This window comes from Enterobacter chuandaensis, assembly GCF_003594915.1.
Taxonomy (GTDB): Bacteria; Pseudomonadota; Gammaproteobacteria; order Enterobacterales; family Enterobacteriaceae; genus Enterobacter; species Enterobacter chuandaensis.
The window spans coordinates 43,938-60,025 of record NZ_QZCS01000016.1 but is presented as its reverse complement, the minus strand read 5'-3'; the positions used below and the strand labels follow the sequence as shown (position 1 = coordinate 60,025).

Below are 16,088 nucleotides of genomic sequence, written 5' to 3'. Positions count from 1 at the left end.
GCCGGGGTGAGGGCAGACTTCAGGTTTTCGTATTACTGATTCAACAGCGCCAGAATGTCCTTCGTTCGGGCTTCCATCAGCGCCGTGTCGGCGCGGGATTCCACGTTCAGGCGCACCACCGGCTCGGTGTTGGACGAGCGCAGGTTAAAGCGCCACTGCGGGAACGCCATGCTGATGCCGTCGGTACGGTCAATTTCCAGCGCGTGAATGGCAAAGTGCTGCTCCACGCGGGCAATGGCCTCGGCCGGCTGCGCCAGCTTGCTGTTGATCTCCCCGCTCGCCGGGAATGCCGCCATGCGGTCGCGCACCAGCTCGCCCAGGGTCTGCCCCTTCAGGCACAGCAGCTCGGTGACCAGCAGCCACGGGATCATCCCGCTGTCGCAGTAGGCAAAGTCGCGGAAGTAGTGGTGGGCGCTCATCTCACCGCCGTAAATGGCGTCTTCTTCGCGCATGCGCTCTTTGATGAAGGCGTGGCCGGTTTTGGACATCACCGGCGTGCCGCCCGCCGCGGACACTACGTCAACCGTGTTCCAGGAAAGGCGCGGGTCGTGAATAATCTTCGCGCCCGGGTTTTTCTCGAGGAATGCTTCCGCCAGCAGGCCGACTATGTAGTACCCCTCGATGAACTGCCCTTTCTCGTCGAACAGGAAGCAGCGGTCGAAATCGCCATCAAAGGCGATGCCCATATCGGCACCGTGCTCAATCACCGCGTTGCGGGTGTCGTCGCGGCACTCCGGCAGCAGCGGATTAGGAATACCGTTAGGGAAGTTGCCGTCCGGGGTGTTGTGTACTTTGATGAAGGTCACCGGCACGTTCAGCGCCTTAAAGCGCGCTTCAAGAGCATCAACAACCGGGCCAGCGGCACCGTTACCGGAGTTGATGACCAGCTTCAGCGGCTTGAGGTTCGCCACGTTGATGTAGCCCAGCAGGTGGTCGATGTACTCTTTTTGAAGGTTGATCTGCTTATAGCTGCCGCGCTTCGCCTCGTTCACCGGCGGGAAGTCGTTGGCTTCCGCGAGGCACTGCACGTCTCGCAGGCCGGTGTCGCCGCTGATCGGACGGGCACCCTTGCGCACCAGCTTCATGCCGTTGTAGTCCATCGGGTTATGGCTGGCGGTGACTTCGATACCGCCGTCCACGCCCAGGTGGAAGGTGGCAAAATAGATCTCTTCGGTCCCGGACAGGCCGATATCCAGCACGTCCACGCCCGCGTCCTGCAGCCCTTTTGCCAGCGCCAGCTTCAGGGACTCGCTGGTCAGACGCACGTCGCCGCCCAGCACGATAGTTTGTGGCTTCAGATATTCGCCGTATGCGCGGCCAATACGCCACGCGATGTCTTCATTCAGCTCTTCGCCCAGCTTGCCGCGAATATCGTAGGCTTTAAAACAGGTTAACTTTTCCATGATGACCCCTTTTTCAGGCAACAGTTGGCCCTGACCACTTAATGGCCAAATTTATTTTTGTCATTCGTAGGCCCGGTAAGCGCAGCGCCACCGGGCATGAAGCAAAGGTTTACACTCGCCCGTAACGGTCCTGGAAGCGGATAATGTCATCCTCTTCCAGATACGAGCCGGAGCGCACCTCAATTAAGTCGAGCGGAATTTTCCCCGGGTTTTCCAGACAGTGTGTGGCGCCCAGTGGAATATAAATGGACTCGTTTTCGCCCAGCAGTTTGACTTCACCGTCGATAGTGACTTTAGCGGTACCCGCCACCACCACCCAGTGTTCGGCGCGGTGATGGTGCATCTGCACCGACAGCCCCTCGCCCGGCTTCACGGTGATGCGTTTCACCTGATAGCGGTCACCGGAGTCAATGGAGTCATATTTCCCCCACGGACGGTAGACTTCGCGGTGAATATGGTGCTCGTGGCGACCGTCCGCCTTGATCTTCTCCACCACTTTTTTAACGTCCTGCACGGCATTACGGTCGGCAATCAGCACCGCGTCTTTGGTCTGGACAACCACCAGATCCTTCACCCCGACGGTGGTCACCAGGCCGGACTCGGCGTAAACGTAGCTGTTTTCCGTTTTGTGACTAATCACATCGCCGTGATGGACGTTACCCTCCGGGGTATGGGCGCTGATCTCCCACAGGGAGGACCAGGAGCCCACATCGCTCCAGCCCGCATCCATCGGTACCACGACGGCATCTGCCGTACGTTCCATCACCGCGTAGTCAATGGACTCTTCCGGGCAGGCGAGGAACGCCTCTTCATCCACGCGGATGAAGTCGAGATCCGGGTCCACCACCGCCATCGCTTTTTCGCAGGCGTTAAGAATATCCGGGCGGTATTTGCGCAGCTCTTCAAGATAGCGTCCGGCGCGGAACAGGAACATCCCGCTGTTCCAGTAATATTCACCGCTGGCAACGTAGGCCTGCGCGGTTTCGAGATTCGGTTTTTCAACAAACTGCGCCACGTCAAACGCCACGCTGTCGCCTTCACCCGGCGTCACGCTGCAGCGCCGGATGTAGCCATAGCCAGTTTCCGGCAGATCCGGCACGATGCCGAAGGTCACCAGCTTGCCGCTCTCGGCGTAAGGAATGGCCGCACGCACCGCGTCGCGGAACGCGTCTTCCTGCTGGATAACGTGGTCTGCCGCCAGGACCAGCATCAGCGGGTCACAGTCAGGGCTGCTGCGTTTTGCCGCCAGCGCCGCCAGGGCGATCGCAGGCGCGGTATTACGGCCAGCAGGCTCCAGGATAATATTTTCGGTGAGTTTGTTCAGCTGGCGCAGCTGCTCGGCAACGATAAAGCGGTGCTGTTCGTTACAAATCACCACCGGGCTTTCACACTCCACGCCATGCAGACGGTTTACCGTCGTCTGCAGCATGGTGAGATCCCCTTTCAGGCAGAGGAACTGTTTTGGATAGAGCACGCGGGACAGCGGCCACAACCGGCTACCAGAGCCACCAGCCATCACAACCGGATACAAAGTGGTTTGACTCATGATTTATCCCCGTATATCTGCAATAAATTGGCTCAGCACGTTCTCTTTCTCGAGCGTGCGTTCGGCATATTCACGTGCCACCGTGTTCACTTTTGGCATGGCTAGCGCCTGTTCAATGCCGGTGACCAGCGCCGGGACCGATTCCGGCTCCACGCACACGGCAATCCCCGGATAGCTGTCACACAGCTGGCCTAATTCTGTTTCGGCTTCTGCCGTAATCACCGCGTTACCGCCCACTGCCAGAATGTTGGTCAGCTTGGACGGCAGCACCGCGTCCGCCGCGCCGCGCTTTTGCACCACCAGATGGCAGTCGCCCATCTTCAGCAGCGCAGGCAGCGCGTCGTAAGACTGCAGCGGGAAAAACTTCACGTTGGTCAGACCGCGAACGCTTGCCATCTTCTCCAGCCGCGCTTTTCCCCCGCCCTGCCCGACAATCACAAACGTCCACGGCTGTTCTCTCAGCTGCTGGGCCGCTTCAATCACGCTCTCCAGCCCCTGCTTTTCGCCGATGTTGCCTGAGTAAAGAATGATTTTTTGGTCTTCAGGCAAACCAAGCTGGTCGCGGAGCGTCTGAGCGTCTTGCTCTGTCACATCGCGAAAACGCGCCACTTCGGACCAGTTCGGGAAGAAAATGACTTTCTCCGCCGGGACGCCCTTCTCCTGCGCCTTGTTCATCATCGAGCGCGAGATAGTCGAAACGTAATCCACGTTATGCAGGCCGCTGCGCTCAAAGGCGCTGGCGAGCTTCGCCACTTTGCCGCCCTTGCCTTTGCCTGCCATCCCCAGGCCCAGCATCGCGTCGACTTCGTAATCCTGAATGTGCAGCAACGTGCGCGCGCCGGAGAGTTTGCCCAGCAGGCGCATGCCCGGCGTGCAGAACAGCGTCGGCACCACGCCGATGATGCGATCCGGCTTCCAGCGACGCTGCGCCATCAGCGGGAAAAAACTGCTCAGGGCAAAGCTGCCCAGATGAAGTAAGCGTTTCAGCGTCGAGGGCTGCTTAGGGACATACAGCGGGCAGCGCCAGACGGTCGCTGTACCCTCTTCGCGACGGTAGCGCCAGCTTGAGTAGCGCTCCCCGACTTTCCACTCCGGGTAGTACGGCGGCGCGGTAATGACCCGCACGTCATGTCCCTGGCTCGCCATCCACTCCACCATCTCGCCGGTGTATTTCCCGATGCCGGTTAGCTCCGGCGAGTAGTTAATTCCGTATACGAGGATCTTCATAAGCCCGGCACCCCGGCCTGACGATCGGCCAGGAAATAGGCACGGCTGTTGTCGTGCACATTGTCGCTGGCCAGCAACGCCTCTGGCGTCTGCCAGCGGTAGTCGTCATGCTGAGAATCAGGCAGACGCAGGTCTGCCTCACTCACCTTCAGGCGGAACCCCAGCACGATGTAGTGTGTGGAGAACCCGGTACCTGAAAAGTTATCGTCATAGAAGTGCTGCCAGACCCCGTAAAACTGGCCTGCTGCCATTGGCAGCTGCAGACCCAGTTCCGCCAGAGTGAGACGCTCAAACGCATCATGAAGCGTCTCATCCTTCTGCACGCGCCCGCCGGGCACGAACCAGAAGCCCTGTGCAGGACGGTTGGTTCGTTTCCCCAGCAAGAACTCGCCGCGTTCGTTCTCCACGATCAAATCAATTGAGATGAGCGGAGTGGAACGCACTACCGTGGCAAAATCTTCCTGACTTAAAAACATCATTACCCCCGGAAGCGGTGCTGGTTTTCCAGGAACCACTGATAGGTGCTGGCGAGCCCCTGCTCCAGTGACACCTCGTGATACCAGCCCAGCTGATGCAGACGGGTCACGTCCAGCAGCTTGCGCGGCGTGCCGTCCGGTTTAGTCGCGTCAAACACCACGCGGCCCTTGTAGCCCACCACCTGCGCGATGGTTTGCGCCAGCTCGCGAATGGTGCAGTCCACGCCGGTCCCGACGTTGATGTGCGACAGCATCGGCTCGGTGTTCTCCTGCCACACCTCGCGATCCAGCTCCATCACGTGAATGCTGGCGGCAGCCATGTCGTCCACGTGCAGGAACTCACGCATCGGCGTCCCGCTGCCCCACACCACCACGTCCGGCGCGTTCTCGGCGGTTGCCTCGTGGAAGCGACGCAGCAGCGCCGGGATCACGTGCGAATTGCTCGGGTGGAAGTTGTCGTGCGGTCCGTACAGGTTGGTCGGCATCACCGAGCGATAGTCGCGGTTATACTGACGGTTGTAGGACTCGCACAGCTTGATCCCGGCAATCTTGGCAATCGCGTACGGCTCGTTGGTGGCTTCAAGCGTGCCCTGCAGCAGCTCGCTCTCGGCGATCGGCTGCTTCGCCATTTTCGGGTAGATACAGGATGAACCGAGGAACAGCAGCTTGTTCACGTTGTGCAGATGTGCCGCGTGAATGATGTTGCTCTCAATCATCATGTTCTCGTAGATGAAATCCGCCGGGTAGGTGTTGTTAGCGACAATGCCGCCCACCTTCGCCGCCGCCAGATACACCTGGTCAATGCGTTCGTTCGCAAAGAAGTCCTGTACCGCACGGCTGTCGAGCAGGTTCAGCTCGTCGCGGGTGCGGACAACCACCTCAACGTCACCGCGCTGTTCGAGCTGGCGAACAATCGCGGAACCCACCATTCCGCGATGACCGGCAACAAAAATACGTTGTTTTGTCATTCTCAGGACTCCAGCGCGATGGCAACCTCGTAGCCATGAGACTTGAGCAGGGAGTGTTTTTTCGCTGCTTCAAGATCTTTGGCCACCATCTCGGAAACCATCTCCTGCAGAGTGGTCTCTGGTTTCCAGCCCAGCTTCTCGTGCGCTTTGGTTGGGTCGCCCAGCAGGGTTTCCACTTCAGCAGGACGGAAGTAGCGCGGGTCAACCTGCACAATTACGTCGCCTGGCTTGACGCCCGGCGCGTCGTGGCCGGTCACGGAAACAACGATACCTTTCTCTTCCACGCCGGTGCCTTCAAAGCGCAGTTTGATGCCCAGCTGCGCCGCGGCCATTTCAACGAACTGACGAACGGAGTACTGCACGCCGGTCGCGATCACGAAGTCTTCTGGCTGTTCCTGCTGCAGCATCATCCACTGCATTTTCACGTAGTCTTTCGCATGGCCCCAGTCACGCAGGGAGTCCATGTTGCCGAGGTGCAGGCAAGATTCCAGACCCTGAGCAATGTTGGCGATAGCGCGGGTAATTTTGCGGGTCACGAAGGTTTCGCCGCGGCGCGGGGATTCGTGGTTGAACAGAATGCCGTTACAGGCGTACATGCCATAGGATTCACGGTAGTTCACGGTGATCCAGTAGGCGTACAGTTTTGCTACCGCATACGGAGAACGCGGGTAGAACGGCGTGGTCTCTTTCTGTGGAATTTCCTGCACCAGGCCGTACAGCTCGGAGGTCGATGCCTGGTAGAAGCGGGTTTTCTTCTCAAGACCGAGGAAGCGAATCGCTTCCAGCAGACGCAGGGTACCCATGGCGTCAACGTCAGCGGTGTATTCCGGGGACTCGAAGGAGACCGCTACGTGGCTCATCGCGCCCAGGTTGTACACTTCATCCGGCTGCACTTCCTGCAGGATACGTGTCAGGTTGGAGGTATCGGTCAGGTCGCCGTAGTGCAGGTGGAATTTCGGGTTCGCGGCATGGGGATCCTGATAGATATGGTCCACACGTTCGGTGTTGAATGAAGAGGCACGACGTTTAATACCGTGAACTTCATAACCTTTTTCCAGCAGCAATTCTGCCAGGTAAGAACCATCCTGTCCGGTAACGCCGGTGATGAGAGCGACTTTAGACATGTTTATATTCCTCTGTACTTATCAAAGTTTTTCAGTTTCAACGCGTTCGCGTATCACCACTGCGGGATTGCCACGGCAAATTTTATTTGCCGGTAGCGATTTAAAAACGCTGCTGCGGGCACCGACTACCGTGCCATCGCCAACAGAAACACCAGGTGCAACAAAAACATCCGTTGCCAGCCAGCATTTTTCGCCGATCACAATTGGCGAAGCGGTAATATCAAAATGCTGACTCATAAAATCGTGGCTGCCGGTGCACAAATAACACTTCTGTGAAACTACCGAATTTGCGCCTATCGTAATCTCGCCCAGGGTATATAACACCGCGTCATCCCCTACCCAGGCGTAATCCCCGAGGGTTAATTTCCAGGGGTAGGTAATTTTTACCGACGGCCGAATAACTACGTTTTTTCCGATTTTTGCGCCAAACAGGCGCAATAAAAAGGCACGCCAGCGGTACAATATTTGCGGTGACCAGGCAAATAAGGTTGCCTGAACCGCCCACCATAACTGCACCTTAATACCACTCCCGCCCCGAAAACCTTTCGGCACGGAGAAACCGTTCAGATCCTGCATTGCGTTTCCTTATATTCAGGCTTTGTTATATAAGGTTTTCGTTTTACCTGTGGTACGCAGGCGTAATAAATAAGATAATTCCGCCCAGAACCCCGGCACGCGTAATATTTTACGCTGCACGTTTTTGGCATCCTGACACAATTCCAGATTATTCGACGTTGACACACCGCCCATCGAGAATTCAGATACCAGTCCTTTAATTCGACGGAACGGGTAGCCAGATTTATACAGGCTGGCGGCAAGCGCATAATCCGAAGACACTTTATACTGCAAATCGTAAGGCTGTTTTTTCAGACCGTTTACCGGGAAGAAAATGGCCTGATGGCTGGCCGGCAGGCTGTGGTAGATATACCAGCCCGGTTTCGCGCTGCGGCACACTTTATGTCCGTCGCCAAAATCGAGCAGCGCATCGCCAATATACATGGCATCCTCTTTCTGGCGCGCCAGCTGACGGGCAAACAGCGCCACGTCATCGTGGAAAATATCACCGGAATTGAGGAAGATGGCATAACGGCCCTGGGCCATATTAATGCCCTTGTTCATCGCATCGTAGATGCCTTTATCTTTCTCGCTGATGTAGCGTAAGTTGAACTCACCGTTGAGTTTTTCCAGAAACTCCGCCGTGCCATCGTTCGAGCCGCCGTCGACCACAATCCACTCAAAGGTGAGGCTTGGATCGCGCGCCAGGTTGCGCAGCGAGCGCCAGGTTTTTACCACCCCTTCGTAATTACGAAAAGCGACAGTAATGACGCTAAGAAACATAAATCACCTCATTTCGTCATACGTTCGTAATATTAAGCGCCTTGCGCAAAATAAACGGACAGACAATCAAGAAAGCATATTCCGGGCTAAATATTGACCCGGTAAAAAACAGCGACACCGGCGTAAAAAGATAAAGCTGCACGCGAAAGTTCTGGTTATCACCAAACGCGTTGATCATCATTTTGAATACTTTAAACAGATACCACAGCGTCAACAGTACGGCGAACCATGAAAAATAAATAATTAACAGATACAGACCATTGTCTATGGTTTTACCGACATCCGCACCGTTAAAGATTCCGAATGATGCAACATATTCGTAAAGTGAGCCGAATCTTACTACACCATCAATATGGGTTAAGGAATAACCCACCATCACCAGCGGACCAATGATGCGATAATAGGACGATGACCCTTCCGTTCCCAAATCACCCAGACGTTCTGAGATGTACGGGAAGGCAAATATCACGCCGACCATAAATACCGTCAGGGAGATAATCGCCAGCGGCAGTTTTTTCTTAATCGCATCTTTGTTCAGGTACTGGAACGCCCACTCCAGCAGGTAAAACAGGATAAATGTCATTACCCCTGAGAACGACCCGGACAGAACAATTCCTGCAAGAATCATAGCATCGGTCTTAGGCGTTTTGATACCAAACTGTTTGATGCTGAGCCAAATTGAGATTAACGCCAGAGCGAAAAACGCCGGTTCAAAATAGAGCGCCGTGGTACGCTTCCCGCCAAACTTAATGAAGTTCAGTACATAGCTGTTGCTGTATATGAGATATTTCGAAATTATCTCCATCAGGCTACTGCCACCGGTCAAAATAATTTGCGCCATTTCCAGTGCGGCAAGCATAACAATTAACGCAACGGCAATATAAAAGAACCTGAGGATTTTCCGATAATTGTGCGGAGATATTGTTTTAAAGCGAATACTCCAGACCATTCCGATAATAATGACAATATAAACAAACAGCATGGTTGACGTGACGTATTTACTGGCATCCAGCGACTGGCCAAAGATGTAGTTAAACAGCGTCAGGCCCGTGCCCAGCCCCAGGGCAATCATCAGCTTCTTCAGGTTGATTTTATCGACATACAGCAGAAGCAGAACGGGCAGAAAAGTCACGATTGTTATCGGGAAGCTTTCGCCAAGCTGGGCAATTTTGACGTTGACCAGCAGGTAGATTAGCGGCAGCAGCAGATAACTACAGATTCTGATAGAACGAGACATACTCCTCCAGCATCTGTTGTCCGCTGTAGGCCTTGCGGCTGCGGTTGCGGAACGATTCCAGGTCAGTGCCAAAAACGGCCTCGGCGATCTGCGCCTTCGGCAGCTGTACCAGCGGCAGAACCTCGTGCTCGGCGAAGGTTTTCCCGCCGGATTTTTCCAGCACCTCACGTGCCGCATCGCTGTGGGTGGCAATCACCGGCACGCCGATGGAGAGCGCTTCGCAGAGGATTAGCGGGTAGTTATCCACGCGGGAGCTGAACACCAGCGCGTCCATACCGTTCAGGGCGCTCATCAGCTTGCGCTTGTCGGTTTCAAACCCGTGGTTCACCACGTTGGCCCCTTCGAACGGGGAAAACTTGCCGAAGGTGTGAAGCTCAATCTTGTCACCCAGCGCCATCATGTCGCGCACCAGCTGCTGGTTGGTTTTTCCGTCGTAGCGAAGGTCATGCGCAACGATGGCGATTTTCGGTTTGCCCGCGGTTTCCGCTACCGGCGTCAGTTCGGCCAGGATGGCTTCCGTCGCCACGTCGATACCGTTGTTGATAATCTGACAGCGCCCTGCCCCATACAGGCTGTTAAAGGCATCGGCCACGTGCTGGCTCGGGGAGATAAACGTGCAGCCGAGCGAGAGCATGTCGCGGAACAACTGGCGTTTGCCGTCTACCAGCTGATGCGCGCGATCCACCTTCACCGGCGGGTAGTTGCTTAACGTCGGGCATTTCTGGCAGCTATTTTTCCAGCCTTCGCAGCCGTCGGTAAAGGCGCAGCGTCCGGTCACGCTCCAGTGGTCATGCAGCGTCCAGACGAAACGGGTGTCGGGCTTGTGGGCCTGCACCTTCTGACAAAACGCCACCACCTCTTCCAGGTTCAGCCAGTAGCTGTGCAGCACGTGAAAATGCAGCACAACCGGGCCGGTCGTGCGGGTCACGGTGCGATAAAGATTGTTCAGGTTGCCAAACAGATCGCGGTTAAACAGGCGGAACAGCGCAATGTTGGCAATCGAGGTCAGACGCGGCGTGTGCTTGTGCACCTGCGGGAAGTTATCGTGGCTAACGCTTTTCTTGCCGCCTTTGCCGTAGCCGTAAATAAAACGAGACTGGAGTCCTTTTTGCAGCGCGCGCTGGTGCAAATCCAGCGCTACGCCTGCCGCTCCGCCTTCTGCGAGGCGTACGTTAAATTGCAGAATGTTCATTTAATCACCTTCACGCGGGCTTTTTCTCCCACCACCAGCGCGTTATCGGGAACGCTGTCCAGCACCACGCTGCCCGCCCCGATCGTCACGTTGTTACCGATCGTGATGTCACCGATGACCACCACGTTGGCGCCCAGCTCGACGTTATTGCCGATGACCGGGCAGGCCAGGCTGTCAGGCCCGCGGTTGCCAATGGTGACCGCGTGGCGGATGGTGAAATCATCACCCGCGACCACGAACTTGTTGATCACCACCGCATAGCCGTGATGGATGGTGAAGCGGCGGCCAATGGTGGCAGCGGCCTGAATCTCATAACCAAAAAAGCATTCGGTGATGATGCGGTACAGCACCAGCACAGGTGCCGCCCAGATATTGTTCAGTACGTTTTTCTTGCGCCACACCGAGCAAAAGTGCGCGATGCGGTACGCCAGAACCATGCAGCACGGGCGCAGGCTCCAGCTGTTTGCGCGGCAATCTTCCAGAAACATTATTTCCCCCGAAGCCCGTCAGCCAGACGTTTGCCGTTACGCACGGACAGCAGCGTCAGCAGGGTGCGCCAGTTCATGCGCTTGTTGCGGATCTGATACAGGGTAAAGAGCTGATACTTCCGGCTGGCACGGTCAAACTTGTCCTTGTGCTTGCGGTAAAAATGGAAATAGCCCGAGAACTTCTTCGGTGAGGAGGTGATCTGCATCTCCCCGTGGTTGATGTGCAGGATCTGCGTGGCCTCTTCCACTTTCCACGGCTCGCCGTACTCCACCACCATTCGCAGGAAGATGTCGTAATCCTGCGCGGCCTTCAGTTCGGTATCGAACAGGCACTCCTTAAAGCGCCACGCCCAGGTAAAGACCTGATTACCAATAATATTGCGCTTGTAGAACAGGCGACGGGAGTACGGTGATTTCGGGTACAGCGGCAGGCTGGCTGGCTGCGAATACACCTCGCCCTGGCAGACATAGTCGTTGGCATAGAGAAACGCGTGCGTGACCAGCTGCTCTTTATGCGACAGGAAGACGGACAGGCGGTTCGGCGTCCATTCGTCATCGTCGTCGATGCCGGTCAGATACTGCCCTTTGGCCTGCATAATCGCCTGATTACGTACTGCACACGCCCCGGAGTTAATCGCGTTATGCGTATAGACCACCCGCGGGTCGTTGAGGTCAGTCACAAACTTTTGCAGCTGTTCATACGAGGAAGAACAGTCATCCACGATGATCAGTTCCCAGTTATCGTAATCCTGACGTAAGACCGACTTAATTGCGCGGATCGCCAGCTGCTGACGGTTCCATGTCGGCATATAGATAGAAATCAAAGGGCGTTGTGTGGTCATATTTTCCCCTCACCCCTCACCCCGGCCCTCTCCCCGAGGGGAGAGGGTTAGGGTGAGAGATCTTTTTTATTTAGAGTCAGATTTGTATTCGTACTCGTAGTAACCGTAATCCTGATACCCGGTCGCGCGGCGGAAGATGGAGTTCAGAATGACCCCCTTCACCTCAATGCCGTTCTGCTCGAAGCGGCTCAGGCTGGTTTCCACCTCTTTCAGCGTGTTCACCGCATAGCGCGCGACCATCAGCGTGGTGCCCGCATGGCGGCCCACCACGGCGGCATCGGTCACGGCCAGAATCGGCGGCGTATCGATCAGCACCAGGTCATAGTGTTTGCTCGCCCATTCGATCAGCTGGGTGAAGCGCTCGCTCATCAGCAGTTCAGACGGGTTCGGCGGCACCTGACCACGCGGGATCAGGTCAAACTGTGGAATCGAGGTCGGCTTGGCGCTCTCGCTGATTTCCCCTTTACCCAGCAGGATTTCCGACAGACCGTTCACGTTGTTGGTGCCCAGCAGTTCGTGGGTATAACCCTTACGCATATCGCAGTCGATCAGCAGCACGCGCTTGTTGGTCTGGCTCACCACCGCCGCCAGGTTGGCACAGACAAAGGTCTTACCGATTGACGGGCTGACGCCGGTTAACATCAGGACGTTGTTTTTGGCCTGCATCATGGCGAAGTGCAGGCTGGTACGCAGGCTGCGGATTGCTTCAATCGCCAGGTCGGTTGGGTTACCCACGGCCAGCAGCTGGCTCTGTTTGTAACGCTTAACGCCCTTGATGGTCTTGACACTGTCACGGGATTTTTGCCACTCAGACAGCGGGATGCTGGCATAGACGTTAATACCACTCTCTTCCAGCACCTGCGGGCTTTCGATGCCGCGGTTGAACAGCGAACGCAGCAGCACGCCGACGATGGAGAGCATCAGGCCAAGAATAATGCTGCCGAGAATAATCAGCGCTTTCTTCGGCTTCAGCACGCCGGGCTGAGTAATGGCCGGGTCGACGATGCGCACATCACCCACGGTGCTGGCCTCGGTGATTTTCAGCTCCTGCTGCTTGTTCAGCAGCTGCATGTAAACCTGCTGTCCGGACTCCACGTCACGGGTCAGACGCACGATCTCCTGCTGCGTTTTCGGCATCGCGGTCACGCGGTCGTTCAGCTTCGCCTTCTCCTCTTCGAGGGTGCGGCGTTTTTCCAGCAGCGTGCGGTAGGCCGGGTGGCGTTTGGTGTAAAGCTTGGAAATCTCCGCCTCTTTGAAGGTCAGCTCGTTGAGCTGCGCATCAATATTCACCATCGAGTCGAGAACCGATTTGGCCTCCAGCGGCAGGTCAACGGAGTCTTTATCCTGACGGAAGGCGTTCAGCTTGTTCTCGGCATCGTCCAGACGGGCACGCACTTCCGGGAGTTGTTTAGAGAGGAACGCCAGGCTTTTCGCCGCTTCCGCCGACTTGCGCTCGACGTTCTGCTCAAGGTAGTTGCGGGTAATGCTGTTCAGGATGTCGCGGATTTGATCCTTATCTTCACCGGTAAAGGTCATGCTCAGCACGCCGGTGTCCTTACCGTTTTCGGTGACTGTCAGGTTGTTCTGCAGATTGTTGATCATTCCAAGCGTGGAGAATTTGGTCACGGTGAATTCACCGCCCTCCTGGGCGTGGATCGCGCTAACCATCATGCTGACGCCGTCTTTGTTCAGCATCTGCCCCACTTCGCCGCGTGCGCTAAAGCCCGCATCACTGGTCAGCTGGTACTGTTTCGGACCCAGCACCGTCAGGGTAAAGGTTTGATCCCCCGCCCCTTTCGGCAGCACAAAGTCAGTGACCTTGACGGTGTCATTACTGCGCCCCATCAGACGGTCCCAGCCCGCACCGAAGATTGGGAACGTATTTTTGGTAACGGAAATGTCGAGGCCAAGATCGTGAACCGTTTTACCCAGCACCAGACGCGACTGGATCAGCTGAATTTCAGCGTCGGATGCCGGCGGCTTGTTCGCCAGCGCCGAGCCGATATCCTGCACCAGCGAGTTACCGGTATTCTGTTCAATCTGTACCAGCGCGTCGGCGCTGTAGATAGGCGTGGCGAACAGCGTATACACGACGGCCGCCGCGGCGAACACGGCGGTAATGCCAACTACCCACCACTTTGCTTCGATAACTGTGCCGACCAGGCGACCAATATCAATTTCATCACTGCCCGAAGTCGGGGCGGCAGAAGGTTTTGTTTTTTCTGTCATTGTTATCCCTGCTGAGCTTTCAGTGCCTGCGCCCACTGTTGGGCAGACTGGTCAAGTAAGGTGTAAACCGCCTCGAAGGCCTCATGGCTTTTGCGATACGGATCGGGGATTTCGCGCTCGTTGTCCCAGTGACCAAACAGCATCACCTTGCCGCGCATCTCCGGTGCGATATCGCACAGCGCATGAATATGACGTTTTTCCATTGCCAGAATCAGGTCATACTCCCGGCACATGCGGCCGGTGACCTGGCGGGCGATATGCCCGTCAAGAGAGAGGTTATGATCGCGGGCCACGCTCGTTGCGCGCTCATCGGCACTTTTGCCCACCAGCGCGCCCAGCCCTGCGGACTCGACCGTTAACTCGGGCTGGTACTGTTTCAACAGCCGTTCAGCCGTGGGGGAACGGCAAATGTTCCCCACGCATACCACCAGAATTTTGTTAAACATCGCGAATTACCAGGTATGAATGTCGCGCGCCGTATCCGTCATGTAGCGAACGCCACTGATGGTTGGCAGCAACTGATTGATCAGACGGTTCCAGCGGGCAACCGGCGCGGTGGTGACATACACCACATCGTATGGCTGGAGACGGAACTCCGTCGCCATCACCAGAGATGTCGCATCGGACATATCCAGCTGGTAGATGTTGGCAATCTTGCCTTTCGCACTGCCTTCACCTTTCAGCGGACGGATGACGAAGATACCGGTCGCGTTGGAGGTGGTCAGATCGATACCTTCAGCATTGCCCAGCGCTTCGGTCAGGGTCATGCCGCTGAAGTCCATTTTGAGGGTGCTCTGTTTCTTCACTTCACCCATCACGAAGACTTTCAGATCGTCGTTGCGCGGCACGTAGAGAATATCGCCCGGATAGAGCAGACGGTTCTGGGTCAGGTCGCCGTTTTGCATCAGCGCCTGCAGCGAAATGCGCTGCTCTTTGCCGTTGTGGGTCAACACGACGTTGCGCCAGTCGGCGCCGTCGGTTAAGCCGCCCGCGGCGTTAATGGCGTCCAGAACGGTGAGCGGAACGTTGGTGATGGCCTGCTGGCCGGATTTGTTCACCTGGCCGGAGATATAGGCTTTTTGCGAGCGGAATGCGGCGATATTAACGTCCACCTGCGGGTCGGCGATGTACTGCGCTAAGCGGCCGGTAATATCACTACGGATCTCGGCAAGCGTTTTCCCGGCAACATGGACTTTACCAATGTACGGATAGAACATGGTGCCATCTGACTGCACCCAGTTCCCGGTGTCGCTTGAGCTACGGTACTGGCCCGCTGGGGTGGTCAGTTCAGGGTGATCCCAGACGGTCACGTTAATCACGTCACCCGGTCCCACGCGATACTGGTAGGAGGCAATTTCCTGGTCCAGAGACATATTCGGCTGGGCAACATTTGGGCGTGGACGTAATTGTTCGACCAGACGTGGCGTAAGTGGATAAACATTCACCATTTTGTCGAGATCAAAATCGGCATCCTGTTGCTTGATCACATCCTTACCCATTGTTGACATATTGCTGCCGGGAAAGACCGTACAACCACTCATCAAGGTCACAGACACCAATAATGGCATCAATTTCATTTTGGATTTCATCATTGATTATTTATCACTTTGGCAGAGTAATTATCCTGTGCAATTTAAATAAGCTTGAGACGTATTGGGTTTCAGCATGCAGTTAATCAAATAGAAATATAACTGGCATCAGTCCTAAAAAAAGCTTATTCATCCATTGGCTATTGACAGAATAATCGAGGCTGATTCACACGCTTTCAGGCACGCTACCGCCCTTGGCTTTCAGTTACCAATCCACTGACTAAACAATGTGTTATGGATAGACACCCTCTTGAACAAGGTCTTCTGGAAATATATCAGCCGTTTGCAACACCCAACGGATAATGAATAACCATCCCGAAGACCAAAACAATAATAGCAACAACAAGATTTAACATTTGATGCTGGGAGAATTGTTGCAGCTAACCTAATAGCAGGCAAGGAGACAACTGTCCTAATATCTGTTTTTAA

The 16,088-nt window shown here is 55.7% G+C and carries 15 protein-coding genes; all 15 read right to left on the bottom strand.

The window, feature by feature from the left end:
* Positions 1 to 32 precede the first annotated feature (32 nt).
* Complete coding sequence (cpsG, locus tag D5066_RS19735) at positions 33 to 1,403, bottom strand: colanic acid biosynthesis phosphomannomutase CpsG (protein WP_119916971.1); 1,371 nt, start codon at positions 1,401 to 1,403, stop codon at positions 33 to 35.
* Positions 1,404 to 1,512: 109 nt separating this feature from the next.
* A complete protein-coding gene (gene cpsB / locus D5066_RS19730) occupies positions 1,513 to 2,949 on the bottom strand; it encodes a mannose-1-phosphate guanyltransferase (RefSeq protein ID WP_119916970.1) in 1,437 nt (478 codons plus the stop codon).
* 3 nt (positions 2,950 to 2,952) lie between these two features.
* Positions 2,953 to 4,176, bottom strand: coding sequence for a colanic acid biosynthesis fucosyltransferase WcaI (gene wcaI, locus D5066_RS19725; RefSeq protein WP_119916969.1), 1,224 nt, complete (start codon positions 4,174 to 4,176; stop codon positions 2,953 to 2,955).
* On the bottom strand, positions 4,173 to 4,652 hold the full coding sequence (locus D5066_RS19720) for a GDP-mannose mannosyl hydrolase (RefSeq protein ID WP_119917000.1): 480 nt from the start codon (positions 4,650 to 4,652) through the stop codon (positions 4,173 to 4,175). The genes wcaI and D5066_RS19720 overlap by 4 nt, the downstream gene beginning before the upstream one ends.
* Positions 4,653 to 4,654: 2 nt before the next feature.
* Complete coding sequence (gene fcl / locus D5066_RS19715) at positions 4,655 to 5,620, bottom strand: GDP-L-fucose synthase (RefSeq protein ID WP_013097874.1); 966 nt, start codon at positions 5,618 to 5,620, stop codon at positions 4,655 to 4,657.
* 2 nt (positions 5,621 to 5,622) lie between these two features.
* Positions 5,623 to 6,744: a GDP-mannose 4,6-dehydratase gene (gene gmd / locus D5066_RS19710; RefSeq protein ID WP_003863514.1), complete on the bottom strand. Its 1,122-nt coding sequence runs from the start codon at positions 6,742 to 6,744 to the stop codon at positions 5,623 to 5,625.
* A 21-nt stretch (positions 6,745 to 6,765) separates the two neighbouring features.
* Positions 6,766 to 7,320, bottom strand: a complete 555-nt coding sequence (gene wcaF / locus D5066_RS19705; RefSeq protein WP_119916968.1) for a colanic acid biosynthesis acetyltransferase WcaF — start codon at positions 7,318 to 7,320, stop codon at positions 6,766 to 6,768.
* A 15-nt stretch (positions 7,321 to 7,335) separates the two neighbouring features.
* Positions 7,336 to 8,082, bottom strand: a complete 747-nt coding sequence (wcaE, locus tag D5066_RS19700) for a colanic acid biosynthesis glycosyltransferase WcaE (RefSeq protein WP_119916967.1) — start codon at positions 8,080 to 8,082, stop codon at positions 7,336 to 7,338.
* 16 nt (positions 8,083 to 8,098) lie between these two features.
* Positions 8,099 to 9,319, bottom strand: coding sequence for a colanic acid polymerase WcaD (wcaD, locus tag D5066_RS19695; protein ID WP_029742034.1), 1,221 nt, complete (start codon positions 9,317 to 9,319; stop codon positions 8,099 to 8,101).
* Complete coding sequence (gene wcaC / locus D5066_RS19690) at positions 9,294 to 10,511, bottom strand: colanic acid biosynthesis glycosyltransferase WcaC (protein WP_119916966.1); 1,218 nt, start codon at positions 10,509 to 10,511, stop codon at positions 9,294 to 9,296. The genes wcaD and wcaC overlap by 26 nt, the downstream gene beginning before the upstream one ends.
* Positions 10,508 to 10,999 (bottom strand): colanic acid biosynthesis acetyltransferase WcaB, encoded by a 492-nt coding sequence (gene wcaB / locus D5066_RS19685; RefSeq protein ID WP_080329677.1) that lies wholly within the window; start codon positions 10,997 to 10,999, stop codon positions 10,508 to 10,510. The genes wcaC and wcaB overlap by 4 nt, the downstream gene beginning before the upstream one ends.
* Positions 10,999 to 11,841 (bottom strand): colanic acid biosynthesis glycosyltransferase WcaA, encoded by an 843-nt coding sequence (gene wcaA / locus D5066_RS19680; protein ID WP_045908626.1) that lies wholly within the window; start codon positions 11,839 to 11,841, stop codon positions 10,999 to 11,001. The genes wcaB and wcaA overlap by 1 nt, the downstream gene beginning before the upstream one ends.
* Positions 11,842 to 11,907: 66 nt before the next feature.
* A complete protein-coding gene (gene wzc / locus D5066_RS19675; protein WP_080329678.1) occupies positions 11,908 to 14,070 on the bottom strand; it encodes a tyrosine-protein kinase Wzc in 2,163 nt (720 codons plus the stop codon).
* Positions 14,071 to 14,072: 2 nt separating this feature from the next.
* On the bottom strand, positions 14,073 to 14,516 hold the full coding sequence (gene wzb, locus D5066_RS19670; RefSeq protein ID WP_061097666.1) for a low molecular weight protein-tyrosine-phosphatase Wzb: 444 nt from the start codon (positions 14,514 to 14,516) through the stop codon (positions 14,073 to 14,075).
* A 6-nt stretch (positions 14,517 to 14,522) separates the two neighbouring features.
* On the bottom strand, positions 14,523 to 15,662 hold the full coding sequence (locus D5066_RS19665; protein ID WP_014170829.1) for a polysaccharide export protein: 1,140 nt from the start codon (positions 15,660 to 15,662) through the stop codon (positions 14,523 to 14,525).
* Between the last annotated feature and the right edge of the window lie 426 nt (positions 15,663 to 16,088).

What these genes read in the sequence shown, in the direction of transcription:
- cpsG (WP_119916971.1), bottom strand. Translation starts at nt 1,403, where the DNA reads ATGGAAAAGTTAACCTGTTTTAAAGCCTACGATATTCGCGGCAAGCTG.
- cpsB (WP_119916970.1), bottom strand. Translation starts at nt 2,949, where the DNA reads ATGAGTCAAACCACTTTGTATCCGGTTGTGATGGCTGGTGGCTCTGGT.
- wcaI (WP_119916969.1), bottom strand. Translation starts at nt 4,176, where the DNA reads ATGAAGATCCTCGTATACGGAATTAACTACTCGCCGGAGCTAACCGGC.
- D5066_RS19720 (WP_119917000.1), bottom strand. Translation starts at nt 4,652, where the DNA reads ATGTTTTTAAGTCAGGAAGATTTTGCCACGGTAGTGCGTTCCACTCCG.
- fcl (WP_013097874.1), bottom strand. Translation starts at nt 5,620, where the DNA reads ATGACAAAACAACGTATTTTTGTTGCCGGTCATCGCGGAATGGTGGGT.
- gmd (WP_003863514.1), bottom strand. Translation starts at nt 6,744, where the DNA reads ATGTCTAAAGTCGCTCTCATCACCGGCGTTACCGGACAGGATGGTTCT.
- wcaF (WP_119916968.1), bottom strand. Translation starts at nt 7,320, where the DNA reads ATGCAGGATCTGAACGGTTTCTCCGTGCCGAAAGGTTTTCGGGGCGGG.
- wcaE (WP_119916967.1), bottom strand. Translation starts at nt 8,082, where the DNA reads ATGTTTCTTAGCGTCATTACTGTCGCTTTTCGTAATTACGAAGGGGTG.
- wcaD (WP_029742034.1), bottom strand. Translation starts at nt 9,319, where the DNA reads ATGTCTCGTTCTATCAGAATCTGTAGTTATCTGCTGCTGCCGCTAATC.
- wcaC (WP_119916966.1), bottom strand. Translation starts at nt 10,511, where the DNA reads ATGAACATTCTGCAATTTAACGTACGCCTCGCAGAAGGCGGAGCGGCA.
- wcaB (WP_080329677.1), bottom strand. Translation starts at nt 10,999, where the DNA reads ATGTTTCTGGAAGATTGCCGCGCAAACAGCTGGAGCCTGCGCCCGTGC.
- wcaA (WP_045908626.1), bottom strand. Translation starts at nt 11,841, where the DNA reads ATGACCACACAACGCCCTTTGATTTCTATCTATATGCCGACATGGAAC.
- wzc (WP_080329678.1), bottom strand. Translation starts at nt 14,070, where the DNA reads ATGACAGAAAAAACAAAACCTTCTGCCGCCCCGACTTCGGGCAGTGAT.
- wzb (WP_061097666.1), bottom strand. Translation starts at nt 14,516, where the DNA reads ATGTTTAACAAAATTCTGGTGGTATGCGTGGGGAACATTTGCCGTTCC.
- D5066_RS19665 (WP_014170829.1), bottom strand. Translation starts at nt 15,662, where the DNA reads ATGATGAAATCCAAAATGAAATTGATGCCATTATTGGTGTCTGTGACC.